Here is a 25,302-nt window from a genome sequence, read left to right on the forward strand (position 1 = left end):
ATAAAAATCAGAATGCAACAACTAAATATTTAGGTTGAAGCTATAAATTTTCAAACATTCTTTTTGTACAGAAACCATCTTAATTGAACAAAAAGCAACCCCATGATTAGCTTTTTAACTAAGGAAGTGGAGTTGCTTTACTTAAACCTTTATTTTGACTTTTGATTTCAAAATTTTCTTAACGAGTAGACTCTCGAACAACTAATTCAGGTAAAAAACGACGATATCCTTGCGTTTGTCCATTTTCCTCAATTTTTTTAACAAGCATCTCACCACAAGCTTCCCCCATTTTTATAATGTCTTGTTTCATTGTCGTCAGTTTAGGGGAACTGACCTGATCAAGAAAGACACCGTCAAAGCCAATAATACCAAAATCTTCTGGCACTGCTCCTCCACAATTTATTAAAGCGCGCTCAATCCCGATTGCCAGACGATCAGAAGAACAAATGAAACAAGTATTTTCTTTAAAAGACCCCCAGTGTTCTTCGATAAAAATTTCACTTTGGGTGGAACGATTTTGCAGTCGAAAAATTTTGGGGGACAAATTATTTTCTGCCATAACATCTAAATAACCTTCTTCTCGCTCATGGGCAAAAGGTTCCGCAACATCAATACCTACAAAAATCAAATTTTCATAACCGGCTTTTAACGCATATTTCGTTGCCGTCGCCGTTCCGTAACGGTTATCACTATCAACAAAGTCAATATCTTGATTATTTTCTCCAAATAATATGACTGGTTTTGTTAAGGTATGGATCCAGTCAAAGTCTTGACTTCGTACACCAGTCAAAATATAACCATCACAAGAGCCATGATCGATACCGTTACTAGTAACTAATTGTAAAGAATAATGTGCTTTGCCCACAGCACGGGCAATTCCCATCAACAAATTCATATAATAAGGTTCTGTTGTATCTAGTTCTTCTAAAATATATAATTTTATAATTTGAGAGCGATTTGAGACTAACGCTTTTGCAGCAATATTAGGATGATAGTTCAACTCTCCCATTGCCTGATAAACTAATTTTTTAAGCTCATTTGTTACTTGCTCGGGATGATTTATTACGCGAGAAACAGTCATTTTCGATACATTTGCAAGTTTTGCAACATCAGATAGAGTAGCCATTTTATCTCCTTTAAGTTAACGCTTAGCAGTAAAGCTATATTTTATTATTTTTTATATGTACTATTTACAGTTTAACAAAAAAAACTGCACCGGAGAATGCCCCGCTGCAGCTTAAAATTAATTTTTCTTTTTTACTTTACCTTCCCAACCTTGGTAGCCACCTTTAAGCAGATAAAGGTTCGTATATCCCGCTTTTCGTAATTTGTTTGCGGCCCGCACTGCAATAGCACGTTTTTGATCGTAAATATAAACAGGTTGGTCTTTACGAATACTACCAATTGAGTTTTTTAAAACAGAATAAGGAATATTTCGAGCCCCTAAAATATGACCAGCATCAAACTCATCTTTTTCACGCACATCAATTATTTGAGCTTTTCGCATCCCGTCACGAAATGTTTCTTGATCAATGGTCGTGGCAGATTTTTTTGCCATTATCCGGATATATAGTTCATTAATCCCGATTCCTAATAAAATGGCAATTAAAACAATATCAATAATAATAATGGGAGACATTTTTTGCTTTCCTTCCTACTTTACAAAATCTAATGCTAATGAAGCAGCTCCAATAACGCCCGCTTCATTACCTAATTGTGCTAATTTAATACTTGTACTTTCAGTTACTTGTGGGAAAGTGAACTCAGCAAAGTATTTTTCTACACGACTGCGCAAAAATTCACCTGCAGCAGAAACACCACCACCTAAAACAATTGCTGATGGATTTAAAGTGTTGCCTAAATTACCACAGGCCAAACCTAAGTAAAAGCAAACTTTGTCCACTACCATTAAAGCAAACTGATCTCCGGCTTCAGCGTATTCAAAAACGTCTTTAGAAGAGATATCATAACCTTCATCCAGCTGCGCTTTTAATTTAGAATCTCCCGCATATTCTTCTGCTAAATGACGCGCAACGCGTACAACACCTGTAGCAGAAGAAACTGTTTCTAAACAACCTTTTTTACCACAGGTACACATGAAACCATCAGGATCAACCGTTACATGTCCGATTTCACCGGCACAGCCGGCTACACCATGCAATAGATGTCCTTCGGCGATAATACCACCACCTACGCCAGTACCAAGGGTAATAAAGACTACATCTGGGTTATTCTCCCCTGCTCCTAACCATCGTTCTCCAAGCGCAGCAACATTGGCATCATTATCAATAGCAAAAGGAATAGTTGTTCCGGCTTCGATTTGTTCTTTAATAGGTTGTAAAGTTGTCCAGTTTAAATTATAGGCCCCAATTACTGTACCAGCTTTACGATCTACACTGCCAGGAGTTCCCATTCCAATTCCGACAAAATCTTCTGGTTTCATATTGTATAAAGCTAAATGATGATTAATAGATTCCACAATTTCTGGTACGATATGGCTACCTTCATCTAAAATGTTGGTTTCGATACTCCACTTTTGTTGAATTTCTCCTTCAGTGGTTAAGATCGCAAACTTTACAGTTGTCCCCCCAAGATCAATTCCAATAATTTTTTTGTCCATGTACAATTATCCTTTCTGTCGACTTTCTTCAATGCGATGTTCTCGTTTTAATATGCGCCAACAAGTTAAATATGTATCGTGGTCGATTAAGCGGCCATCGTACAATTTTTTTAATTCAATTAACATCAATTCGATATCATAGATACGCTTGCCAACATAAATATAAATACCAAAACGTTTAAACAACTGTTGAACATCGTAAAGAGTTTCCATTTAACACACTTCCTCGCATATTATACAGGCAATCCATATTTTTTTAAACCATATAAAAGACAAATCACTAAAAGAAATCCAAAAACAACACCTGAAATAATTCTAGTATGAATTGAAAAACGACCGTGATTTTGGGGTAAAGCTACAACATTCCCTAATAAAAGTCCGCCGATAATCCCGCCAATGTGTCCCCAAATATCAATAGAACGATCAAAAATTCCAAATAATAAGCTTAAGCCTACAAAAAGTGCAAATTGTCTGACCATGCCTTGAATGGCAGGATTATTCCGGAAATAATAACCCAGTAATAAGAAAGCTCCAAAGACACCAAAAATAGAAGTACTACTGCCAGCAGAACGAATTCCAGCATCATTAAAAGCGAAACTCACAAAGTTGCCCATCATACCACTTAGTATATATAAAATGAAGAATCGTAAGTGTCCATAAATAGCTTCAACCTGCTGGCCAATAAAATACAAAACAATAGAATTGACTGCAAAATGTGTAAGAGAAAAATGGATGAAAATCGGCGTAATAAAGCGCCAGTATTGATGGAAATAAGCGACAAAAGGCCCAAACATTACCCCACGAGCTTCAATTTGTAAGCTGGGAATAAACATCAATAAGTAAACAATAGTTTGAATAGCTAAAAAGCTATAGGTTACAATAGGACGATTCAACCAACGTTTCAACGTCAACTTCCATTCCTTATTCATAAAAAACCTCATTTCTAAAATCCGTAATTATTTTTGCTACCGGTATATCAAAATTTTCCGGCTGCCAATCATCGCGTATTTGTTCACCAAAAGCTAAACTCACCGTTGGTCCTTGAAAATCTTTTAAAAAGCGATCATAATAGCCGCCTCCAAAACCAATGCGATAACCTTCACTGGAGAAAATGAGACCTGGTACAATTAATAAATCAATTTCATCTTTGACAACTTTTTCAAATACTAAGGGCTCTTCTACCCCAAAACTAGAAAGCAAGTATTCTGTTTTTTCTGTGACAGGATGAAAAGTTAATATACGATCTTGCGGAGCTTTAGGTACTACTATTTTTTTTCCTTCTGCAAACGCCCGTTTAAAAATCGGCTGTGTATCTAATTCAATGCCAGTCGCCCGAATAACACCAATGCAAGTTGCCTTTTGCCATATCCGGCTAGAAAATAATAATTGTAAAATAATAGTTTCTTTTTTTTGTTTTCGTTGTTTATGCGAGGCAAGTTCTTGCAGTTTGGCAATTCCTTCTTTACGCAATATTTTTTTATCCAAGTGAATCGCTCCTTAATTTAGAAAACTTCTGCAAAAATAAGATTTGAAGTACCCAAACACTCATTTCTTCCAAAAGACTCTACTTGCATGGTATCGAAAAAGCAAAAAAATAGCAAACGCCGGATCAAAATTGACATTTATCTATTGCTGTTAAACAAAACAAGACCAGCAGTAAGTACAAAATAAGACTTACTATTTGGTCTTGTATTACCTGACTATTCAGTTTATGTGCGGGGCTTTTGCACCAGCAGAACCAAGAAATACGGTGCGCCACAAATTGCTATCATAACACCAGCAGGTAACTCACCACTAGTTAAGAGTATACGCCCGATTGTGTCAGCAGTTAAGACAATCAGAGAGCCGATAAGTAAACTTAATGGGAAACGTTGCGATGCTTGCCCTTTCAATAGTCTTTTTGTAATATGAGGCGCTAAAAGACCTACAAAAGCCAAATTACCACAAAAAGCAACGCAACTAGCTGCAATAGCCGCCCCTAAAAATAAAAAGCGAAGGCGAACTTTACGAACTTCAATCCCTATACTTAAGGCCTGTTCATCATTTAATTGCAACAAGTCCAAATAAGGTAATTGCACAAGCGTAATTCCAATTAAAAGCATTAACCAGCCGCATAAAATCAGAACATAACTCCAGTTTGCCCCCCACAAAGAGCCTGCTAGCCAATTGGTTACAAAACGATAGCGATCAGGCGCAACCTTAATTGTGCCCAATAAAGTTAAGGCACCAAAACCAGCATTTACAGCCACACCGGCTAAAAGTAGTTTGTCTAAAGCTAAAAAGGGGCCACTTTGATAAGCGATGCCATAAACTGCTAAAACCGCAACTAATCCGCCAATTAAAGCTAACAATGGCAATAAGAACCCATTTCCTTGGGCGAAAAAGCCGAGATAAATGAGAACAAAAAAACCAGCCCCACTATTAATTCCCAGTAAAGAAGCATCTGCCAAATCATTGCGCGTTACCCCTTGCAGCAAATAGCCTGCGGCACCTAGTCCTGCCCCTCCTAAAATTGCTAAAATTGTTCGCGGTAATCTTAACTCAAAAATAGTTAATTGCAAGGCATTCCCAGCTTCGCCAGTCACCACTACCAATATGTCAGATAAGTTCAAATTGTTGCGTCCAACTAAAATACTAGTGAAGAATAAAATAACTAATAAAATTGCAGCAAAACTATAAATATATTTCTTTTTCATGATTGGCTCCTCCAAATCCGAAAGAGTAGGAAAGGAACCCCGATAATTGTGATTAAAAGTCCTAAGGGCGTTTCAAACGGTGGATTTAATAAGCGGGCTAATAAATCTGCTAAAACCACAAATAACCCTCCGCCAAACCAAACTAATGGCAGTAGTCTATGGTAATTATCGCCTGTAAAATGACGCAACACATGAGGGACCATCAGGCCAATGAAACTAATTGGACCAACCAATGCGACCGCGATACCGGCTAAAAAAACAACTAAGATTAATGTGAATAATCGGATGCGTTCAGGTTTTTTCCCCAATGCCAAAGCAGTATCATCACCTAAAACCAATAAATTAATACCATTAGCTAAAAATAATAATCCACCAACAGCCATAAAATAAAGTAGCCAAACCTGGTGTAGTTGTTCCCAAGTAATGTTGGCAACTCCTCCCACAAACCAAAAAGCAATATCTTGTTGCAAATCAAATATCAGTCCTAATGCCTGACTAACAGCAGTAAACAAACTACTAATGGCAACTCCAGCTAAAACGAGGCGAGTTGGTGTGAATGACGTCACAGACTGGCGACTAACCAAAAATATTAAAAAAGCCGCTAAAAATGCACCAGCAAAAGAAAACCATATAGTTTGACTAATCGAAGCTTTTGGCAAAAAAACAAACACCAATGCTAATCCTAATGAAGCACCACTATTAATGCCTAATAGCCCCGCATCAGCCAACGGATTACGTGTAACTCCTTGCATGACTGCCCCACTTAAGGCAAATGCACTGCCAACCAAAAAAGCACCGATGATGCGAGGTAAACGTAAATTCACAATAATTTGTTGTCCTTGGTTCTGACTGTCAAAATGTAAAAAAGCATTCTTAATTTCCACAATCGAAATAGCGGCAGCTCCATTTGTTAAGGAAAAAAATAAAAGTAAAACAGACGCTAAAATCAAAAACAACCACACTATGCCCAAATGTCTAGACTTCATCTTCGCTCACCTGTAATTCATAGTTCATTAAGAGCGGTTTTTCAGTCTTAATATCCACCGTTAATTCTGCTTTGATTGCAAATAAGCGCGCCAAATTTTCTGTCGTCATAACATTTTGTGGTGTGCCCTTTGCGATAATTTCACCTTGTTTTAACCCAATTAAAATATCCGAAAAACGCGAAGCCAAATTTAAATCATGAATAGACATAACGATTGTTTTTTGATATTTTTGATTAATTTTTTGCAGTAACTGCAAGATTTCCAGCTGATGCGCTGGATCCAAAAAAGTTGTAGGCTCATCTAAAATGAGAATATCTGTATCTTGCGCTAACGCCATTGCCAACCAAACCCGTTGTCTTTGTCCTCCGGAAAGAGCTTGCAACGAGCGTTCAGTCAGCTTGGTCAATCCGGTTGCAGACAAGGCCCACTCAATGGCTTCCACGTCTTTTTGATCTAATTGACGCAATCCTTTTTGATAGGGAAAACGTCCATAAGAAACTAATTCTTTGACGGTTAATTCTAGATTTTGTTCGCTATTTTGGGCTAATAAAGCAATTTGCTGGGCGACTTCTTTTGTGGGGATTGTTTCAATACTGACACCGTTTAAGTTTACTACCCCTTTTTGTGGTTGCATAATGCGCGCCAATGTCTTTAATAATGTCGACTTTCCGCTGCCATTGGGTCCAATTAAACCAATTATTTTTCCTACTGGTAATTGAAGCGACAAAGAATCAATAATAATTTGTTTTTGATAACCCACCGTTATTTCTTTTGCTTCCAAGGTAGTCATAATAATTCTCTACTTTCATTGATAATGATTATCAATTATCGCTTTAATTTTTCAATTCGTCAATAGAAGTAAAAATTGATTTCATCGTATTTCTTAAAAAACCCAATTGACAAAAAGAAGAACTATGCTAATATTTTTAAATGATAATCATTCTCAATTAAATCGAGGAGAATTTTATTTTGGGGAAAAAGAAAGGATGTAATTATGAAAAAGTATCACAAAATTACCACGGGGTTATTGGTGTTAACGAGTCTTTTTTTATTTGCGGCATGTGGAACTAAAAAAAATGAGACTGTTAAAGAAGAAAATCGAACCCTTACAGATCAATTAGATCATAAAGTTGAAATTTCACAGCAACCAAAGCGAATTATTGGAAGTTATTTAGAAGACTACCTAGTGGCTTTAGACGAAAAACCAGTAGCACAATGGACTGTTGGTGGCGGGACACACCAAGATTATCTGAATAAGGAACTAAAAGATGTTCCCCTCATCAGTTATGACTTGCCATATGAAGATGTGTTGTCTTATGCGCCTGATTTATTATTAATTGAATCAAATGGGTTAGTGGAAGGCGGAAAATATGATAAATACGCCAAAATTGCCCCCACATATGTTGTAAAAAATGGAGAAAATATTACTTGGCAAGATAAATTAACAGATATTGCAAACGTCTTAAACAAAGAAAAAGATGGCAAAAAAGTTATTCGTGATTACGAAAAATTAGTAAAAGAAACAAAGGAAACATATACAGATAAAATAAAAAATAAATCGGTAGCTGTTTTATGGGTAACTAATAACTCTGCATTTATGGTGTCTGATACACGTTCGAGTGGCGACTTATTGTACCAACAATTAGGCTTTGAAGTACCTAATCTGACCAAAGAGATTAGCGAAAAAGCAACCTCTGATTGGTCTGCTGTTTCATTAGAAAAATTGGCTCAAATTGATTGTGACTATTTAATTCTTGTAAACAGTGATAAAAGTGCTGCAATGTTTAAGGATCCCTTGTGGCAAAATATTCCGGCAGTAAAAAATGGTAACTTATGGGAATTCGGACCTGAAAAAAGTTGGTTGTATAATGGTCCAATTGCTTATCGCGAGATGATTGAAGACATCAAAATAAAATTAAAATAAACCAAACGGGGCACTTACTTCTAAAGAAGTAAGTGCCCCGTTTATTAATTGGATTTAGGATAAAAATCAAAGATTATCTTCCCTTGGGTTTGCTTCTGGCTTGCAATTGCTTTGGCGTAATGGGTAATGGCATAATGCGCTGCCGGCTGTGGTAATTGCTACAGTCCTTTTTTCATATAGTAAAAAATAGTTTCAAAGACCCGTTGCCAATGCTCCACTGAGATTTGATCAAACCAATGCCGCAAATGGAAAATGGCGACTGAAATATCTAGCTCTGTTGTCAAAAACTGCCAGTCTACCTGCTTGCCTGAAAGCAAACCAATGGTTCGAAAATTTCCGCCTTTTTTTACACAAGTAGCAAGAATTGTTCCTTGTACCCCACCCACAGAATCAACCGCCGCCGTGACGCCTTTTCCGTCTGTTATCTGCATGATTTTTTCTTTGACATTTTCAGAAGTAGAATTAATAACAAAAAAGGCGCCAAGCTTTTCCAACTCTTTACGTGCACATTCATGACGGACAATGGCAATCAAATGAAAACCCAATAATTTTGCCAACTGAACAAAAGATTTGCCAATTGATGAGTTGGCAGCATTTATGACTAAAATGTCTCCTCTTTTCAATTGAAATTCTTCAACACACAATACCCAAGCAGTTACGGGATTAATATATGCTTGACTTGCTGTCAGCAGATCAATCTCATCAGGAACTACAATCGCATAGTCTGCTTGTGTGACCACAAATCGCTGCCACGTTCCTTCTCCTCTTAACGGAAGAACCATCTTATTTAATAAATACTGATCAGCCACATTTTTGACACTTCTCACAATGCCTACTCCTTCGTAACCAAGTAAACTTGGTAGAGGAGTTCGAGGGGAATAAGCTCCCGTTACTGGAATTAAATCAGAAGGATTAATCGGAGCATAAAGCATTTCGACTAAAATTTCTCCTTTCATCAATGGTGCGATCTGTCTATTTTTTATTTTTCAATTTAATAACTTTTTCCGGTTTGCCAAATGTTTCAAAATAAAGTTGCTGATTGTCCATGTTCACTTTTCCCGCCTTATTTCATTTTTCTATAAATAGGATTGATCTACTTTTATCTTAAAATCCTATTTTCACATAAAATCAACTTGTTTCTATTTTTAGTTTCTTACTTCATTTGCTACGCTCCATGTACTACTAAAAATGTCTCACCAATGACTAACATTTTTGTTCGTTGAGGCAAAGATAGTAGGTTTGCCCAGCAAAAACGACTATACTAAAGAAAACTTTTATAAAAACGAGGGATATCTTAGTGAAACTTTATGAAAATTTTGTTGCCAACATTAAGTTAAGATGCTATTGCGTTTTATTGAGTATTGTTTTCTTATTATACTTAGCTCGGAGTCTTATGACTCCAATTTTATTAACTTTCATCTTTACTTATTTAGCTATTCATTTTGTACAATTGGTCCAACGCTTTATCAAATTAAAACCCCTTATCATTGTCATTGCATTATATGGCGGCATGATTTTACTTTTATACATTGCACTCACCAAATACATTCCTATTTTATTTCATCAGACTTGGAATATGGTCGATACAGTTATTGATTTTTATGATAACCAACCCACCAGCTCCAATCAGATGCTTGATTGGATATTAAAATATGTGCAACGCAGTGAATTTCTTGATCAATTAAAAGGAGGGGCTAGTTTTATCATTGGCTATCTCCACGACTTTGGTAATTTAGCGGTTTCTTTAGCATTATCTTTTTTACTCAGCTTCTTTTTTACGGTTGAATTAAAAAAGGTAAAAGACTTTTCAAAATTATTTTTAACGAGTGATTTTGGCTGGTATTTTCAAGATATATTTTATTTCGCTCAAAAATTTATCAATACTTTTGGAGTCGTTTTAGAAGCCCAGTTTTTTATTGCCATTGTCAACACGGTAATTACGGTTATTTGCTTAGCAATTATGGGCTTCCATCAACTTCCAAGCCTCGGTTTGATGGTCTTTTTATTTAGTCTCATTCCAGTGGCCGGTGCAATAATTTCTAGTATTCCGCTATCATTTATTGCCTATTCTCAAGGTGGGATGTGGGACTTACTTTTTATTTTATTAATAATTCTTGGAATCCATATCTTGGAAGCTTACGTCTTAAATCCCAAATTCATGTCCAGTCGTACCGAGTTACCTATTTTTTACACATTCGTGATTCTTTTAGTTGCAGAGCGACTTTTTGGTATTTGGGGATTAATTGTTGGTATTCCTATTTTCACTTTCTTCTTAGATGTTATGAAGGTAAAAAAAATCCCTCATTCTAACGAATAAAGAGAGTTTTCTTTAATAGATCTATAATTCAAATTTGCTCATTTAAGTCTATTGAAAGTAGTAAAGCTTGCAATAATTGCTTATTGCACGGACACAAAAAATTAGAAATTTTTTTCAAAACAAAAAGAAAAACCCTCTAAAACACTGGTCTTAAAGGGTTTTTCAAACGATTATTTAGTTTCGCGGTGTAAAGTAACTTTTCTTTCGCGTGGGCAATATTTATTTTTTTCCAAGCGGTCAGGGTTGTTACGTTTGTTTTTGCTTGTTAAATAGTTGCGTTCTTTACAAGAAGTGCACTCTAATGTGATGTTTACGCGCATGTTTTTCCCTCCCATATCCTCATTGATACTCTAAGATTTCTCTCAGACTTGAATATGATAGCATGTTTTTTCTTTGAAAGCTAGTCTTTTAAGTGAATTTTGTTAAGTAGTTTTACTTGACGATAAAAATGGAAAAAACCTCCTAGCATTACCCTTTTAATTTAAAATTTATTATAATTAATGGAAAAAGAATCCTCTATTCATAAAAACAGCTGAACCATCCTGTTTAGCTCTCACGCAATAAATCAAAACCTTGATAAATTGTTCTTTCATTATTCAAGATTTCTTTATTGTTGTACCAAGCCAGTTGGTGGATTCAACTTTCCACATCAATGGTACGCCATCTTTATTCTTTGTAACAAAGATATAACATCTTTACCTGTAAAAAAACCACCGCACAAAAATCAATATTGTGCGGTGGTTCGTATTACGTTTTATTCGAAATGTTCGCCGTAAACATCGTCTACCGTTTGTTCAGGATTGATTACGATGTAAAGACTTTTTGTTTCTTCACTGACTTTAGTTGTTTGGTAAACATTATCCAAACCTTCACTATCTTTATCTTTGTATGGGAAATATACCATATCTGGTTTACCTGTTTTAAACAAGATTTCCATCCGTTCAATATCTTGATATTTCAACGCACGAGCAAACATGCCTAATTCCAAACCGCCTAAGTTAATATCATGTGTGGCAACATGATCTCCTTCTGGATAAATTTCAATTTTAAAGCCCGCACAGGGATGAATTTCGACAAATTCACTACCATTAATTCGTCCGTAACTTGTGGTAATTTGTTTAATCCACAAGTCACCAATAAAGCGACGGTTGATCGTCCATGTTTCCCCATTACGGAAATAAAATTTCAATGCTGTCATCTCTCTAGCCATCTGATTTCCTCCTTATATGTCAACAATTCATTTTATCTTTTGATACCATGATTGCGACATTAACAATTTAATTCGCTCCATCCATAAGTTTAGCACAACTTTGAAATGGGAGTTAAGAAAATGCTTACAGATTAATCCAATTGACTTAAAAATTTTTCGCAATTTACCTGTACGCGCGTATGTGTTCCTGTCGCGATAAGATTTTCATTATCACGACAAGAAAAAGCAAAAGTAGCTTTTTTAAAGTCTTGTTTTAAAAGTGATACTTCAACTGTAATAACAGCCCCCATTTTTGAGGGTTTGACATGTCTCAATTCAATTTTTGTGCCAACTGTTGTCTGCTGTTCATTGAGTTTTTGTTGTAAATATTCATAACAAGTATTCTCTACCATCTGGACAACAGCCGGTGTTGCCAAAACAGCAAGTCCGCCAGACCCTATAGTGGCTGCTGTAAGCTCTTTGGTGACGATAAAATCTTTTTGTATCAATTCTGTTCACCTGCCCGTAAAATCTCCTGAGCTGCATCTAATAATGCTTTAGCATCATTTTTTAAAGAGCCAGTCACAACTTGATACTCCAATTGACTTAAAATATCTTTTAGCCATTTCCCTGGTTTTAAAGTAAATTTTTGTAAAAGGTCATTCCCGTTAATTTCTAGTTCTCGCAAATGTTTAATTGGCAAAGCAGCATAAATTTTTGCCACTTCATCCCGAGCCGGCGCCAAATTGTAAAAAGGCATTAACGCTTCTACGGCTAAACTATTTTCTAACCCTAATTGATAAATTTCCCATGGTCGTAAAAGATGCTCTTGGCGTACTCTTAGTCCCCAGGAAAGAGCTTGAACTTCTTGAATCAAATCATTGGAAGCTTTCCACTCTTTTAAAAAGGGCCGAATTAACTTTTGACCAATACCCATTTGTTCAAACAACACTGTCCAAGCTTGTGCGACAGTGGTAAACATTATTGGCTTTAAATCTGCAAAACGCAATAAAGCTTCGCCATAATAACGCAGTCCCGGACAATACAAATAGCATTCCGTTTCGACTAAAAAGCGAATTGCCTGATTACGAAATTTTCCCAGCAACAGTTTGCTAAATTCCACATAAATACGCTCCACCGAAATTTTTTCTAGTAATGTATGATTTTCGCTGATGGCATCAAAGGTCTCTATTTCAAAAGAAAAACCAAGTTGGCTAACAAAGCGGAGGCCTCGCATCATGCGCAAAGCATCTTCATGAAAACGTTCATGAGGATTTCCCACTGCCCGTAAAACATGTTCTTTTAAATCGATTAAACCATCAAATAGATCGATTACTTCACCGTCGTCTTTTAAAGCAAAAGCGTTGATGGTAAAATCGCGACGTTTCAAATCTTCGGTTAATGAGCGGACAAATTCGACATGATCAGGACGTCTAAAATCCTGATAAGTCGACTCCGTGCGAAATGTTGTCACTTCATATTGCTCATCTTGATGTAAAACTAAAACCGTGCCATGCTCAATGCCAATATCAATTGTTCTGGGAAAAATCGCTTTTATTTCAGCGGGAAAAGCACTTGTGGCTATATCTACATCGTGTATTTTGTGTCCAAGTAGAATATCTCGTACACTACCTCCCACAAAATAAGCTTCAAAACCCGCCTGCTCAATTTGCCCCATCACAGGTAAAGCCAGTTTAAATTCTTCAGGTAAATTAACTAATTGCATCTTCATCCTCCGGCGCACGTTGACCATCTTTTCGTTCAAAGCGGTAGCGATCGCGCTGATTAAATTTCGCCATATTTTTATCAAAGACTTCGGTCAAGTCAATTTCTAAAGAATTAGCCATTAATAACAAAACAAAAAATACATCTCCTAATTCTTCTGAGACTGTATTTGGTGCTTCGTCTGCCTTTTTTTGTTTTTCACCATAATAATGGTTTACTTCTCTAGCCAATTCTCCGATTTCCTCTGTCATACGCGCCATTTGAGCTAAGGGAGAAAAATATCCTACTTTAAATTGTGCAATATAGGCATCAACTTCTTGTTGCATCTGCTGTAATGTCTTTTCTGTCATGTGATCACTCCTGTCTTTATCTTATCAAAATAATGCAGCAAATCAAAGTCTGCACCAATTGTCTCTGCCAATTTTTCGTGCTACATTTGAGAAGGCAGAAAACAAACGTTATCTTGCAATATTTTTCAAGTGAAACGAAAGATGGTGAAATTATGAATACGACTAAGTATACCTTTTTACTGCGAGATTTGATTTTGATTTTGATTGGTACTTGTCTTTATGCATTTGGTTTAATCTATATCAATATTCCAAATAGCCTCGCAGAAGGCGGCGTGACGGGAATTACTTTAATTTTACGAGCGCTATTTGGTATTAATCCTGCCTATAGTACTTTCATTTTAAACATTCCGATTATCATTTTAGGTGGGCAAATTTTAGGGAAGCGATCTTTTTACTATACTATTTTTGGTACTACCAGCTTATCGGTATGGTTATTTATTTGGCAAAAAGTTCCACTCGCAATTAATCTGGAACATGATTTACTGATTTCGGCTTTGTTAGCGGGTATTGTGGCTGGTTTTGGTAGCGGTATTGTTTATCGCGTCGGCGGAACGACAGGCGGCAGTGATGTCATTGCCCGCATTTTGGAGAAAAAACAAGGTATCTCCGTTGGACGTTCATTATTTTTCTTTGATATTTTAATCCTGTTGGCCTCTTTAACTTATATTGACTTAAAGAAAATGATGTATACCCTGATTTTTTCTTATGTGTTTGCCAATATTGTCGATACCATTTTAGATGGTGGGTATTCGGCTAAAGGAATTTTAGTAATTTCTAATGAGACAAAACAAATGGCGCCGGTTTTAATGGCAACAACGGGGCGGGGTACAAGCTTTCTAAAAGGCGAAGGCGCTTATTCTGGTACCGATAAAAACATTCTATATATGGTAGTCACTTCTCGTGAAGTCATGGAAGTAAAGCGGATTATTGCAGAGTTTGATCAACAAGCTTTTATTTCTGTCATTAATGTTCATGAAGTTTCAGGTGAAGGATTTACGTACAAACGACCCAAGAAAAATTTCTTTAAAAAGTTGAAGAATACCGCTAATCAGCGCTAGTAGAACGCAAAATAAAACGACGATGAAAATCACAGCCTAAAATATAATTTCAGGACTCCAATTTTCATCGTCATTTTACTCGCTTATTCGGCAGTTTTTTGTTCTTTGTGCTGTTGTAGCTTTTTATTAACAGCTTCAGAGAGACAGAGGAATGTTTCTTCATCGCCTTTTTCCAAAGCCCTGTCAATTTCTTGGTATAATTGCTTAATTTGTGCCATTTGTTCCTCTTCTGCTAAAAAGTGATTAATACTTGCTAGTACATCTGCATCAATATTTTCATTCCATTTTAAAAAAGGATTATCTTCTAATATCGACAAATAACCAGGATTATCCCAGGCGTTCTCAAATAGACACTCGATGTAAAGCGCTTCTTTCCAATTCAAACGAATTTCATGAAAAATTTGATCACTATCATCAAAAACCTTGCCTTGCAAAAATAACTTAATTGGCTCTCCTTGTACGGTTAGATCGCGAATTTGCAAACCGCGCATAGTGACATCTGCATTTTCTACAAAGTGAACATTGTTTAAAATAGCTTCGTGATTAGCCAAATAATTTAAAATCCAGCAAACCTCTCGGCGACTAAAAGAAGCATGGGTAACAAACCAGTTGAGAAAATTTTTCTTTTCTTTGACGTCGATAAACATCGTCCTCACCTTCTTTTCTTTAGGATAAAGCCTCCACAATCGATTGCACTTCTAAGTCTCCTGGTTCATGAGCGAGATAGTGCTCTAGTAATTCTTTTGCTGCTTGAATTTTCCCTTCTTCACGTAAGAAAATACCGTATTCTTTCATAAATTCTGGTTCATGGTGTAACGCAATATTAGCTTTTTCAAAATGAATGGCCGCTTCTGTAAAATCTTCCAATTGATTATAAGCATGAGCTAAATTCCATTGGGCATAGGCATCATCAGAATTATCCATTTCATTGATTGTTGCAATAACTTCCTCATAATCTTCTTGTTTCAAATATAAATTACTTAACATAAAAAGGGTCTGATCCAATTTATCGCCAGTTTCCAAAGCTTTTTGTAAATACTCTTCAGCTTTTTTATCATCATGTAGGCGATAAACATTTTCAGAAGCAAACTGATAAAAATCCACATTGAAAGGATTTTCTTTAATGCCAGCCTCAATGACTTCTTGCGCTTCTTCTAATTGTTCTTCATCTTGTAAAGCTTCTGCTAAATACAAGTAAAGCGACTGATATTGCGGATTTAAATTGCGTAATTGCTCCAAAAATTGAATAACTTGTTCATTTTCTTTTAATTGCCGGTAAACAAAAGCGATTTGGAAAAGACGTTCATCAGTTACTTCTGTCTCTAACGCATTACGCAAATGAATAACAGCCTCTTCAAATTGTCCTTCCATACTTAATGCTGTTCCGAAACGTTCTTCTAACAAAATATCAGCCATTTCAGTAATTCCTGAATTTAATAATATTTGATAAATCGTCGCGGCTTCACCAAAGCGTTCGGTATTGAAGAACAATTCTGCTAAAGCAAATTGAATGAGTGGCTCGTCTGGTAAAATTTTTGCGGCTTCTGTTAATTTTGCTTCACTTACTTCTGGAATACCAATCATTTGATAAAGATCAGCTGATAACAATAACGCTTGGACATAATAGTCACTATCTTTAGGAACTTTTTCAATAAAATTCAAAGCTTGATCGCTATTATCATTTTCAATTGCTACTTCAGCGAGTCCCAAATAAAGTTCTTCATTATTTGGATACTTTTCTAACAAATGTAAAAATGTTTGTTCTGCTTCTTCTAAAAAGCCAATTTGTAATAAGTACTGGGCTAATTCATGCAATTCACTATCTTCATCTTGAATTAGTGCTTGGTTAAAAGCCAAATTTGCACTGACTAAATCTTCATTTTCTAATGCTTGTAACATTTGTTCACTATAGGATTTTTCCATTAACTTTCACTGATCTCCTTTAAAATAACTTGGTAATTTGTAATTGCTTGTTGCAGCGTTTGAAGCGTTACTTCTTTATGAGTGCTTATTTTTCCTATTTCGGCTAATACGGTCAAAGGCTCTTGCTTTTGCCCTTGTGCCAATACTTGAAGTTGATAATCTGTTAAAGAAATTTGCGCTGGCAAAGTAATCGGATAGCCTAGGTGATTGAACCATATTAAAAAATTTTTTAAATTAAAATGAAGAGCATTATTGGCGTCACTCCAAAATAGATGAAATAGAATACCAAATAGGCGTTTCATGTTAGCAGAGAGTAAATGACCGTTTTCCGTCTGGTAAAAAGCTGTTTCAAACAATTTACCAAATGTTTCAATTTCTGAAGAATGGGCATAATAATGAATTAATTCCGGTATTAAAGCCGCAAAGGAGCGACGATAAACACGGTGTTGATCAGGAAAATTTAAATATAAATTTTGTAAAAAATGATAATCACAAACAATCCCTACACGAATAAAAATCAGTAAATCCACTAATTTCCCGTCTTGCTGGGCTTCTGTCAATGTCTGATCAAAATAAATAGCTTGCGGCAAATTTTTGACTTGCAACAAAACTTGGTTATTTTGTTTCATGATTGCTTGCTCTACTAAGAGCGCCTTAGCCAAAGAACGTACCGAAACCGGTAAGCACCAATAATGACTGGGTAAAATCGTTGTCTGTGCCAAAAACCCAGTGAGTTGCATCACGCCTTCATTCCCATAAGCACAAAACAAGTACTGACGATTTTGTGGGAAACGTTCTAAAAAATGCAGTAAGTTCATCAACTCTTCCAAATTGTTACAATAAGTTTGATTTCGGCAAACATACCAATCGATTTCTTCGGCAGACTTAAAAAGTTGGTTTATTTTTTCAAAAGAGCGATCATAATACTTTTGATTTGTTAGTATGATTACATGCTGCTTGGGACTGGCAGAAAAATTAATACTTTTTTTTAACGTTTCCCCATAAAAAATATCTGTAATAAATTGGTCCTTCTGATAGCTTTTTTCCATAAGCTCCTCCTATTACAAGTTTATCATTAAAAGGCAGAGAACCAAAAGATTTCGCCGTTTTTTTCCTTTCAAAAAAAGGAAAAAAACTTCCCATTTTTAATGAGAAGTTTTAAGAAACGAATTTGATTTACCAACTAGCTTTTTTAACACCCGGAATCTTACCTTGATGGGCCAATTCTCTAAATTTTATCCGTGACATTCCAAATTTACGCATATAACCTCTTGGCCGTCCATCAATCCGATCCCTATTTTTCAATCGGTTGGGATTAGAATCTTTGGGCAATTTAGCTAAAGCTTCATAATCACGTTCTTGTTTTAATTGATAGCGGATGTTAGCATAACGAGCAATCATCGCTTCTTGTCTTTTTGCTTTTGCAATTTTTGATTTTTTTGCCATTTGTGCTGTCCTTTCTTATTTAAGCCAGCGAACAATTTCTTGAGCATTTAAAACGTAATACTTACGCTTTATAAACATAGCATATTTTTATTTTTACTGCAAATATCCAACCTTATTTGCCATTTTACTCATAGATTCAACTTTTAGCTACTAAATAAAACTTTCTTCAAAATAAAGCGCGATAAAAAAGCAAATACCCAATGGAGTAACTGCTAAAAATCAGACTAATAGTCTCCTCTTTAACATTGCCTTCCAAACGGTATTTGCCATTTTATACTAATAAAGAATAAAGCGATGGTTCTTTTTGCAAGTTAATAAATGCAGCATCAAATTCAGCCAATCGAGTTAACAAAGCCGCTAAATCACCAGGTTGTTTAAGTAAAACGCCTAATACTACTGGTCCTGTACCACGATTTACTTTTTTTGTATATTCAAAACGGGTAATATCATCAGTTGGACCTAAAACTTCACTAACAAATTCTTTCAACGCCCCTGGGCGCTGAGGAAAATTCACCACAAAATAATGTTGCAGTCCTTCATACACCAAGGAGCGCTCCTCGATTTCTGCCATGCGACTGATATCATTATTTCCTCCGCTTACCACACAGATGACTGTCTTGCCTTCAATCTCATCTTTTAAAACTTCTAAAGCCGCTACACTGAGGGCGCCAGCTGGTTCTGCCACAATCGCTTGTTTTGTATATAATTCTAAAATAGTCGAACAAATAACGCCTTCATCAACCATTATTAAACGATCCAAATAATTTTTAGCATGAAAATACGTAATTGTACCGACCTCTTTAACTGCCGCACCATCCACAAACTTATCAATCTGCTTTAAAGCTATTGGACCACCATTTTCAAAGGCGGCCTGCATTGAAGGTGCACCTTTTGGTTCAACGCCAATTATCGTAGTAGCAGGACTTATATTTTTTACATAAGCGGCAACACCGCTAATTAGTCCCCCTCCTCCAATAGCTGTCAAGATAAAATTCGGTTGCAATCCTTCTTTTTTAGCATCTTCCATCATTTCCAATGCCAATGTGCCTTGGCCAGCAATAATGTTGGGATCATTAAAAGGATCAATAAAGGCCATTTCCTGTTTAACCGCAAATTCTTTTGCCGCTTTAGCTGAAGCATCAAAGGTGTCGCCTACCAATTTAATGGTAACTTTTTTACCACCGAAAAATTCGACTTGCGAAATTTTTTGGTGCGGCGTAGTGGTAGGCATAAAAATGACAGCCGGAATGTCCATTTCATGACTCGTATATGCAACACCTTGGGCATGATTACCAGCACTGGCACAAACTACACCGTTTACTAATTGTTCAGGCGGCAGTTGCTTAATGGCATAATAAGCCCCACGTAGCTTAAAAGAACGAACTTTTTGTAAGTCTTCTCGTTTTAACAAAATAGTTGCTTTATACTTTTCTGATAAGTAGCGATCATATTGTAAAGGTGTATGAGTAACTGATTTTTTTAATACTTGGTAAGCACTTTTGACTTCAGCATCTGTAATCAATTCCAAGGCCGTCACCTCCTAAAACTAATCTTTTTTTGTTACAAAAGGCATCATTTTCCGCAATTGCGTGCCAACTTCTTCAATTTGATGTCCTGCATTTTCTTTTCGCATTTTTTTAAATTCAGGAAAACCAGCTTTATTATCATCAATAAAACCTTTAGCAAATTTACCATTTTGAATATCAGTTAAAACTGCTTTCATATGTTTTTTGGTTTCTGCAGTAATAACCCGCGGGCCAGAAACATAGTCCCCATATTCGGCAGTATTGGAAATAGAATGACGCATCTTACTAAACCCGCCTTCATAAATCAAGTCAATAATCAATTTCATTTCGTGACAAACTTCAAAATAAGCGAGTTCAGGTTGATAACCAGCTTCCACTAGCGTCTCAAAGCCCGCTTCAATCATCGAAGTTAAGCCGCCGCATAAAACTGCTTGTTCCCCAAATAAATCTGTTTCTGTTTCTTCTTTAAACGTTGTCTCTAAAACACCAACTCGCGTTGCACCAATTCCTTTAGCATAAGATAAGGCAATTTCTTGGGCGTGACCAGTCGCATCTTGATAAACTGCAAACAACGCAGGAACCGCAAAACCTTCTGTAAAAGTGCGACGTACTAAGTGTCCTGGTCCTTTTGGCGCTACTAAAAAGACATCAATATCTTTAGGAGGCGTGATTACATCAAAATGGATATTAAAACCATGGGCAAAAGCCAACGCATTACCGGCACTAAGGTTGGGGGCAATTTCATTATCATAAAGCTCCCCTTGAATTTCATCTGGTGCTAAAATCATGACAACATCACTGTCTTTTGTCGCATCTTTAACAGTTTTTACTGTGAAACCATCCTCACGAGCTGCTTGAGCAGATTTGCCTTCACGAATACCAATAATGACATTATGTCCAGTATCCCGTAGATTTTGTGCATGGGCATGTCCTTGTGAACCGTAACCTACAATTGTGATCGTTTTGTCATGTAATGCATCTTGTTCTACACTATTTTCGTAATAAACTTTTACCATATTCATATCCCTCCAAGTATTAAAATTTTATTAACAGCAATCTCTTGCAATCAACCTCTAGTAAAACCAGTTATACCAGTACGTGCCATTTCTTTAATGCCATAAGGGCGTAAGATATCAATACAAGCATCTACTTTTTCTGATGAACCCGCAATTTGAACGGCAATAGTTTTTAAACCCACATCCACAATATCAGCCCGAAACGGTTCAATCATCGTTTTAATCTCTGTGCGAGTAGATGCCGGCGCATTGACTTTAACTAACGCCAACTCACGTTCTAAATGAGGATCATCGGTAATATCAGAAACTTTTACTACTGCAATTTGTTTATTCAATTGTTTGGTTACTTGCTCAACCTCAGCTAAGTTTGTGACGCTAATAACAAAAGTCATCCGTGAAATTTCTTTATCTTCTGTTTGGCCGACTGAAATACTTTCAATGTTTACTTGCCGACGATATAAAACACTGCTGATACGGCTTAATACGCCAACTTGATTGTAGACCATCGCGGTAATCATACGTTTCATTTTAGTCCACTCCTATCATTTGATCATTGGCATTACCTGGCGGAATCATTGGCAAAACATGTTCTGTCGGAGAAACAATTACTTCAATTAGTCCGGGACCAGGTTTATTGAAAGCCGCGGTAAAATCCGCTTCCATTGTTTTTGGATTAGAAATCCGATCTGCTTCAATACCATAAGCCTTTGCCAGCATAACAAAATCAGGGGAGTGTTTAAAAACAGACTGCGAACGGCGATTGTCAAAGAATACTTCTTGCCATTGTCTTACCATGCCCAAAGAACTGTTATTAAGTAAAATGAATTTGATATCCAATTGATGTTCATTTAAAATGGCAAGCTCTTGATTGGTCATTTGAAAACCCCCATCCCCGACAAAAACCACAATTTGTTTAGAGGGGTTACCAAATTTGGCACCAATACCGGCGGGAATACCATATCCCATCGTTCCTAGCCCACCACTTGTAATCAACTGATTAGCAAATTTAAAGGGATAATATTGGGCAACCCACATTTGATGTTGCCCTACATCTGTTGCCACAATAGCATTGCCTTTTGTTAAATCTCCAACGAGCTCAATCACTTTTTGCGGTTTAATCTCTGAGTTATCCTGGCGATTATATGTGAATGGCTTTTCCTGTTTACGTTTTTGGCAGAGTGCCTGCCATTCTGTAGTATCTTTTGTGACAATTTCTTTGTTTAACATTGCCAAAAGTGTTTGTTTCGCATCGGCGACAATTGGAATTGCAGTCGGAATAATTTTTCCAATTTCTGCCGGGTCAATATCCACATGCACGACCGTGGTATCTTGAGCAAAAGATGTTGGTGAGGTAGCCAAACGATCTGAAAAACGACAACCAATGTTAATGAGCAAATCACAATCAACTAAAGCCATATTGGCGGCATAAGAACCATGCATACCAGCCATCCCTAAGAACAAATCATGATCAGACGAAACAACCCCTAATCCCAATAAACTTGCAACAGTAGGAATTTGATATTTTTCTGCAAAGTCGGTAAGTTCTGCTGCGGCTTGTGCAGCCATTACACCGCCGCCGGCTAATATTACGGGACGTTTTGCTTCAGCTAATTTTTCTAGCAAGTGCTTAATTTGGATTGGTGAAGGTTGCGTATTGGGATGGTAACTTTCCAAACAAATTTCACGAGCTGGTGGTACACTTGCCTGATAAACCGTCATATCTTTTGGTAAATCAATAACAACAGGTCCTTTTCTTCCAGTAGTCGCAATATGAAAAGCTTCATTCAAAATTTTGGGCAAATCATGAACATTACGAACTTGATAATTATTTTTTGTAATTGGTAGTGTAATCCCAAGAATATCGGCTTCTTGAAAAGCATCTTTGCCGATGCCTTCTGTTACTACTTGACCTGTAATGACTACTAATGGTACGGAATCACTCATGGCATCCGCAATTCCGGTCACAACATTGGTGGCACCAGGTCCACTGGTAACAATGACTACACCTGGCTTTCCGGTCGATTTGGCATATCCTTGGGCTGCATGAACTGCACCTTGTTCATGACGGGTCAAAATATTGGGAATATTAGCGTGATAAAGTGCATCGTATAATGGCAAGACAGCGCCGCCAGGATAACCAAAAATAATTTCAACGTCTTGTTTTGCCAAACAGTCTAATAATAACTTTGCACCTGAAAATTTTTCTGCGACGATTGCATTTTTTTGCGGACTTGCCATAGATTTCACTCCATTTCTTCTGGTAATTTCATAATACCGCCAGTATGTGCTGAGGTCACTAATGCCGAATAACGGGCTAACCACCCTTTTTGAACTTTCCGTTTAAAAGGTGATAACATATCCCGGCGAGAAGCCATTTCTTCTTCTGATAAGGCGACGTCAATTCTTCTTCTTATTAAATCAATCGTAATTTCATCACCATCTTTAATTAAAGCTAACGGCCCACCGCTAGCTGCTTCAGGTGAAATGTGGCCCACTGCAATTCCTCTAGTAGCACCAGAAAATCGGCCATCGGTAATCAATGCAACTTTTTTTCCTAAACCCCGACCCACAATACTGGAAGTTGGGGCTAACATTTCAGGCATTCCAGGGCCACCTTTTGGACCTTCGTAACGAATCACGACTACATGTCCTTTTTGAACGGTATGATCATCAATTGCTGCTACAGCTTCATCGTGAGAATTAAAACAGATCGCCTTACCCGTAAAGACCTTCACACTTGGATCCACTCCACCAACTTTTATGACACCGCCTGCTGGTGCAAGATTACCATACAAAATAGATAGCCCCCCTACTGGACTGTATGGATTTTCTTTAGGATGGATAACTTCTTTGTTTTGAATGGTTGCCAAGGCAACATTTTGTCTAATTGTTCGCCCTGTTACTGTTATGCGCTCAGCATGAATGGCACCTTCAATGTGAACTAATTCATTAATAATGGCCGAAACGCCACCAGCTTCGTGCACATCATGCATCGAATAAGCTGAAGATGGGGCAATTTTTGCTAAATAAGGAACTCGTTTAGCAATAGCATTTACTTCTTCTAGGTTGTAATCAATCTCGGCTTCATTAGCGATCGCTAAGGTATGTAACACCGTATTAGTGGAACCTCCCATTGCCATATCCAATGCAAACGCGTCATCAATCGCATCTTTTGTAACAATATCGCGGGGCTTTATTTGTTTTTTCACAAGTTTCATTAAATGATAAGCAGATTTTTTTACTAGTTCTTTGCGTTCATTTGAAACTGCTAAAACTGTCCCATTACCTGGTAAAGCTAATCCTAAAATTTCCAACAAACAATTCATTGAATTGGCCGTAAACATTCCCGCGCAAGAACCACAAGTCGGACAAGCATTTTTTTCTAAAAAATTGAAATCATCTTCTGACATTTGGCCGTCTTTATATGCTCCGACTGCCTCAAACATCGTAGAAAGCGTTACTTGGTGCCCTTTTGGATCAATACCAGCTTTCATCGGACCTCCTGAACAAAAAATTGAGGGAACATTCGTCCGCACAGAAGCCATAATCATTCCTGGAGTAATTTTGTCGCAGTTAGGCATATAAAAGACACCATCAAACCAATGTGCATTAATTACTGTTTCCGCCGCATCTGCAATTAATTCACGACTAGGTAAGGAATAACGCATGCCAATGTGGCCCATAGCAATACCATCGTCTACGCCGATTGTATTAAATTCAAAAGGAATACCACCCGCTTCTCGAATAGCTTCTTTGGCGACTTCAGCGAGCTCTTTTAGATGAACGTGACCTGGAACAATGTCAATATAAGAATTACAGATCGCAATAAAAGGTTTGTTCATATCTTGAATATTTTTTACTTGACCCGTGGCATATAACAGACTGCGAGCCGGTGCCGCATCAATTCCTTTTTTGATTTGATCACTTCTCATTTTATCAGCTCCCATTTTTAACATTTAAGAAAAAAAGCATCCCAAGTTTTTGGGATGCTTTTGTAAGAATCCCTCTCGCTAACGCAAATAGGACTCAAACAATCGGATTTTTACTCATCTTCCGTGTTTTAAGTCCTGGACTTGATAATTAAAATGACGCTTTCATGGTTCAAGTCATATTTGCACATAAAGGATTCTCCTATTCTTAAAGTAGCTTATTTTCAATTAATTTTTTTAAATATATCGTGTTCACTTGTTAATGTCAATGAATTTTCAGAATTTTTTTTATTTTCTTTCTTTAATGTTCGAAAAATTGTACTCCTCTGAACGAAGTAAAAGAAACATAAAAAAGAAACCTTCCCTATAATTATGCTATACTAACCACACTTCTTTGTCATATATAATAAATACCATTAATATTTATACCGTTATTTGACATTTTACAAAGTATTTTAAATTCAATTTTATTGAGACACTTAGGGCGTTTCAGACTCAGATTACTTTTTTGCCAGAATATTTTTTCAAATAGCTCGTTCATTTTTTCTCTTCCAATGTCATAATTTTTTATTACAATATCTTTGAATAACAAAAAAG

The 25,302-nt window shown here is 36.7% G+C and carries 27 protein-coding genes; 3 read left to right on the forward strand and 24 right to left on the reverse strand.

What is annotated here, in order from left to right; translation table 11 throughout:
* Positions 1-178: 178 nt before the first annotated feature.
* The 9 genes from RK01_RS05260 to RK01_RS05300 all read right to left on the reverse strand — a co-directional run bounded on the left by RK01_RS05260 (position 179) and on the right by RK01_RS05300 (position 7,092).
* Positions 179-1,126 carry a LacI family DNA-binding transcriptional regulator gene (locus tag RK01_RS05260; protein WP_016172244.1) on the reverse strand — a complete coding sequence of 316 codons (948 nt, stop codon included), beginning with the start codon at positions 1,124-1,126 and terminating at the stop codon, positions 179-181.
* A gap of 117 nt (positions 1,127-1,243) precedes the next feature.
* A complete protein-coding gene (locus RK01_RS05265; protein ID WP_016172245.1) occupies positions 1,244-1,639 on the reverse strand; it encodes a rhodanese-like domain-containing protein in 396 nt (131 codons plus the stop codon).
* Positions 1,640-1,654: 15 nt separating this feature from the next.
* The gene (locus RK01_RS05270; protein ID WP_016172246.1) at positions 1,655-2,620 is read right to left on the reverse strand and encodes an ROK family glucokinase; all 966 of its coding nucleotides are present in this window, start codon (positions 2,618-2,620) and stop codon (positions 1,655-1,657) included.
* 6 nt (positions 2,621-2,626) lie between these two features.
* Positions 2,627-2,833, reverse strand: a complete 207-nt coding sequence (locus RK01_RS05275; protein WP_016172247.1) for a YqgQ family protein — start codon at positions 2,831-2,833, stop codon at positions 2,627-2,629.
* A 20-nt stretch (positions 2,834-2,853) separates the two neighbouring features.
* On the reverse strand, positions 2,854-3,549 hold the full coding sequence (locus RK01_RS05280) for a rhomboid family intramembrane serine protease (RefSeq protein ID WP_016172248.1): 696 nt from the start codon (positions 3,547-3,549) through the stop codon (positions 2,854-2,856).
* The gene (locus RK01_RS05285) at positions 3,542-4,105 is read right to left on the reverse strand and encodes a 5-formyltetrahydrofolate cyclo-ligase (protein ID WP_016172249.1); all 564 of its coding nucleotides are present in this window, start codon (positions 4,103-4,105) and stop codon (positions 3,542-3,544) included. Before RK01_RS05285 ends, RK01_RS05280 begins: the two co-directional genes overlap by 8 nt.
* Positions 4,106-4,329: 224 nt before the next feature.
* Positions 4,330-5,316: a FecCD family ABC transporter permease gene (locus RK01_RS05290; protein WP_016172250.1), complete on the reverse strand. Its 987-nt coding sequence runs from the start codon at positions 5,314-5,316 to the stop codon at positions 4,330-4,332.
* Positions 5,313-6,302, reverse strand: coding sequence for a FecCD family ABC transporter permease (locus RK01_RS05295; RefSeq protein WP_016172251.1), 990 nt, complete (start codon positions 6,300-6,302; stop codon positions 5,313-5,315). Before RK01_RS05295 ends, RK01_RS05290 begins: the two co-directional genes overlap by 4 nt.
* On the reverse strand, positions 6,292-7,092 hold the full coding sequence (locus RK01_RS05300) for an ABC transporter ATP-binding protein (RefSeq protein ID WP_016172252.1): 801 nt from the start codon (positions 7,090-7,092) through the stop codon (positions 6,292-6,294). Before RK01_RS05300 ends, RK01_RS05295 begins: the two co-directional genes overlap by 11 nt.
* 204 nt (positions 7,093-7,296) lie before the next feature.
* On the opposite strand from RK01_RS05300, the gene RK01_RS05305 reads away from it, so the two are divergent.
* Positions 7,297-8,226, forward strand: a complete 930-nt coding sequence (locus tag RK01_RS05305) for an ABC transporter substrate-binding protein (protein WP_016172253.1) — start codon at positions 7,297-7,299, stop codon at positions 8,224-8,226.
* 158 nt (positions 8,227-8,384) lie between these two features.
* On the opposite strand, the gene RK01_RS05310 is transcribed toward RK01_RS05305, so the two are convergent.
* Positions 8,385-9,182 (reverse strand): zinc-dependent alcohol dehydrogenase family protein, encoded by a 798-nt coding sequence (locus tag RK01_RS05310; RefSeq protein ID WP_016172254.1) that lies wholly within the window; start codon positions 9,180-9,182, stop codon positions 8,385-8,387.
* A 341-nt stretch (positions 9,183-9,523) separates the two neighbouring features.
* Here RK01_RS05310 and RK01_RS05315 point away from each other — a divergent pair, with 341 nt between their 5' ends.
* Positions 9,524-10,543: an AI-2E family transporter gene (locus RK01_RS05315; RefSeq protein ID WP_016172255.1), complete on the forward strand. Its 1,020-nt coding sequence runs from the start codon at positions 9,524-9,526 to the stop codon at positions 10,541-10,543.
* A 170-nt stretch (positions 10,544-10,713) separates the two neighbouring features.
* Here RK01_RS05315 and rpmG read toward each other — a convergent pair whose 3' ends face one another.
* The 5 genes from rpmG to RK01_RS05340 form a co-directional block, all read right to left on the reverse strand.
* Positions 10,714-10,863, reverse strand: coding sequence for a 50S ribosomal protein L33 (rpmG, locus tag RK01_RS05320; RefSeq protein WP_016172256.1), 150 nt, complete (start codon positions 10,861-10,863; stop codon positions 10,714-10,716).
* Positions 10,864-11,297: 434 nt separating this feature from the next.
* Complete coding sequence (locus tag RK01_RS05325; protein WP_016172257.1) at positions 11,298-11,753, reverse strand: hypothetical protein; 456 nt, start codon at positions 11,751-11,753, stop codon at positions 11,298-11,300.
* 131 nt (positions 11,754-11,884) lie between these two features.
* Entirely contained in the window at positions 11,885-12,241 is a 357-nt protein-coding gene (locus tag RK01_RS05330; protein ID WP_016172258.1) for a thioesterase family protein, read from the reverse strand.
* Positions 12,238-13,458 (reverse strand): CCA tRNA nucleotidyltransferase, encoded by a 1,221-nt coding sequence (locus tag RK01_RS05335; RefSeq protein WP_016172259.1) that lies wholly within the window; start codon positions 13,456-13,458, stop codon positions 12,238-12,240. The genes RK01_RS05330 and RK01_RS05335 overlap by 4 nt, the downstream gene beginning before the upstream one ends.
* On the reverse strand, positions 13,445-13,807 hold the full coding sequence (locus RK01_RS05340; RefSeq protein WP_016172260.1) for a nucleotide pyrophosphohydrolase: 363 nt from the start codon (positions 13,805-13,807) through the stop codon (positions 13,445-13,447). Before RK01_RS05340 ends, RK01_RS05335 begins: the two co-directional genes overlap by 14 nt.
* 152 nt (positions 13,808-13,959) lie before the next feature.
* Here RK01_RS05340 and RK01_RS05345 point away from each other — a divergent pair, with 152 nt between their 5' ends.
* On the forward strand, positions 13,960-14,865 hold the full coding sequence (locus RK01_RS05345) for a YitT family protein (RefSeq protein WP_195515500.1): 906 nt from the start codon (positions 13,960-13,962) through the stop codon (positions 14,863-14,865).
* 83 nt (positions 14,866-14,948) lie between these two features.
* Here RK01_RS05345 and RK01_RS05350 read toward each other — a convergent pair whose 3' ends face one another.
* From RK01_RS05350 to ilvD, 9 genes are all read right to left on the reverse strand, one after another.
* Entirely contained in the window at positions 14,949-15,512 is a 564-nt protein-coding gene (locus RK01_RS05350) for a YpiB family protein (RefSeq protein ID WP_016172262.1), read from the reverse strand.
* Between the two features lie 19 nt (positions 15,513-15,531).
* A complete protein-coding gene (locus RK01_RS05355; protein ID WP_016172263.1) occupies positions 15,532-16,788 on the reverse strand; it encodes a tetratricopeptide repeat protein in 1,257 nt (418 codons plus the stop codon).
* Complete coding sequence (locus tag RK01_RS05360) at positions 16,788-17,837, reverse strand: hypothetical protein (protein WP_016172264.1); 1,050 nt, start codon at positions 17,835-17,837, stop codon at positions 16,788-16,790. The genes RK01_RS05355 and RK01_RS05360 overlap by 1 nt, the downstream gene beginning before the upstream one ends.
* A gap of 127 nt (positions 17,838-17,964) precedes the next feature.
* Positions 17,965-18,234, reverse strand: a complete 270-nt coding sequence (gene rpsN / locus RK01_RS05365) for a 30S ribosomal protein S14 (RefSeq protein ID WP_016172265.1) — start codon at positions 18,232-18,234, stop codon at positions 17,965-17,967.
* A 271-nt stretch (positions 18,235-18,505) separates the two neighbouring features.
* Positions 18,506-19,762, reverse strand: coding sequence for a threonine ammonia-lyase IlvA (gene ilvA / locus RK01_RS05370; protein ID WP_016172266.1), 1,257 nt, complete (start codon positions 19,760-19,762; stop codon positions 18,506-18,508).
* Between the two features lie 18 nt (positions 19,763-19,780).
* Positions 19,781-20,776: a ketol-acid reductoisomerase gene (gene ilvC / locus RK01_RS05375; RefSeq protein WP_016172267.1), complete on the reverse strand. Its 996-nt coding sequence runs from the start codon at positions 20,774-20,776 to the stop codon at positions 19,781-19,783.
* A 50-nt stretch (positions 20,777-20,826) separates the two neighbouring features.
* A complete protein-coding gene (gene ilvN, locus RK01_RS05380) occupies positions 20,827-21,303 on the reverse strand; it encodes an acetolactate synthase small subunit (protein ID WP_016172268.1) in 477 nt (158 codons plus the stop codon).
* Position 21,304: 1 nt separating this feature from the next.
* Entirely contained in the window at positions 21,305-23,014 is a 1,710-nt protein-coding gene (ilvB, locus tag RK01_RS05385; RefSeq protein WP_016172269.1) for a biosynthetic-type acetolactate synthase large subunit, read from the reverse strand.
* A gap of 5 nt (positions 23,015-23,019) precedes the next feature.
* Entirely contained in the window at positions 23,020-24,708 is a 1,689-nt protein-coding gene (ilvD, locus tag RK01_RS05390) for a dihydroxy-acid dehydratase (RefSeq protein ID WP_016172270.1), read from the reverse strand.
* Positions 24,709-25,302 lie beyond the last annotated feature (594 nt).

The organism is Enterococcus dispar ATCC 51266, assembly GCF_000406945.1.
In the GTDB taxonomy this organism is placed as follows: domain Bacteria; phylum Bacillota; class Bacilli; order Lactobacillales; family Enterococcaceae; genus Enterococcus_C; species Enterococcus_C dispar.

Coding starts and splice junctions, on each gene's coding strand:
- RK01_RS05260 (WP_016172244.1), bottom strand. CDS start 1,126: ATGGCTACTCTATCTGATGTTGCAAAACTTGCAAATGTATCGAAAATG.
- RK01_RS05265 (WP_016172245.1), bottom strand. CDS start 1,639: ATGTCTCCCATTATTATTATTGATATTGTTTTAATTGCCATTTTATTA.
- RK01_RS05270 (WP_016172246.1), bottom strand. CDS start 2,620: ATGGACAAAAAAATTATTGGAATTGATCTTGGGGGGACAACTGTAAAG.
- RK01_RS05275 (WP_016172247.1), bottom strand. CDS start 2,833: ATGGAAACTCTTTACGATGTTCAACAGTTGTTTAAACGTTTTGGTATT.
- RK01_RS05280 (WP_016172248.1), bottom strand. CDS start 3,549: ATGAATAAGGAATGGAAGTTGACGTTGAAACGTTGGTTGAATCGTCCT.
- RK01_RS05290 (WP_016172250.1), bottom strand. CDS start 5,316: ATGAAAAAGAAATATATTTATAGTTTTGCTGCAATTTTATTAGTTATT.
- RK01_RS05295 (WP_016172251.1), bottom strand. CDS start 6,302: ATGAAGTCTAGACATTTGGGCATAGTGTGGTTGTTTTTGATTTTAGCG.
- RK01_RS05300 (WP_016172252.1), bottom strand. CDS start 7,092: ATGACTACCTTGGAAGCAAAAGAAATAACGGTGGGTTATCAAAAACAA.
- RK01_RS05305 (WP_016172253.1), top strand. CDS start 7,297: ATGAAAAAGTATCACAAAATTACCACGGGGTTATTGGTGTTAACGAGT.
- RK01_RS05310 (WP_016172254.1), bottom strand. CDS start 9,182: ATGAAAGGAGAAATTTTAGTCGAAATGCTTTATGCTCCGATTAATCCT.
- rpmG (WP_016172256.1), bottom strand. CDS start 10,863: ATGCGCGTAAACATCACATTAGAGTGCACTTCTTGTAAAGAACGCAAC.
- RK01_RS05325 (WP_016172257.1), bottom strand. CDS start 11,753: ATGGCTAGAGAGATGACAGCATTGAAATTTTATTTCCGTAATGGGGAA.
- RK01_RS05335 (WP_016172259.1), bottom strand. CDS start 13,458: ATGCAATTAGTTAATTTACCTGAAGAATTTAAACTGGCTTTACCTGTG.
- RK01_RS05340 (WP_016172260.1), bottom strand. CDS start 13,807: ATGACAGAAAAGACATTACAGCAGATGCAACAAGAAGTTGATGCCTAT.
- RK01_RS05345 (WP_195515500.1), top strand. CDS start 13,960: ATGAATACGACTAAGTATACCTTTTTACTGCGAGATTTGATTTTGATT.
- RK01_RS05350 (WP_016172262.1), bottom strand. CDS start 15,512: ATGTTTATCGACGTCAAAGAAAAGAAAAATTTTCTCAACTGGTTTGTT.
- RK01_RS05355 (WP_016172263.1), bottom strand. CDS start 16,788: ATGGAAAAATCCTATAGTGAACAAATGTTACAAGCATTAGAAAATGAA.
- RK01_RS05360 (WP_016172264.1), bottom strand. CDS start 17,837: ATGGAAAAAAGCTATCAGAAGGACCAATTTATTACAGATATTTTTTAT.
- rpsN (WP_016172265.1), bottom strand. CDS start 18,234: ATGGCAAAAAAATCAAAAATTGCAAAAGCAAAAAGACAAGAAGCGATG.
- ilvC (WP_016172267.1), bottom strand. CDS start 20,776: ATGGTAAAAGTTTATTACGAAAATAGTGTAGAACAAGATGCATTACAT.
- ilvN (WP_016172268.1), bottom strand. CDS start 21,303: ATGAAACGTATGATTACCGCGATGGTCTACAATCAAGTTGGCGTATTA.
- ilvB (WP_016172269.1), bottom strand. CDS start 23,014: ATGGCAAGTCCGCAAAAAAATGCAATCGTCGCAGAAAAATTTTCAGGT.
- ilvD (WP_016172270.1), bottom strand. CDS start 24,708: ATGAGAAGTGATCAAATCAAAAAAGGAATTGATGCGGCACCGGCTCGC.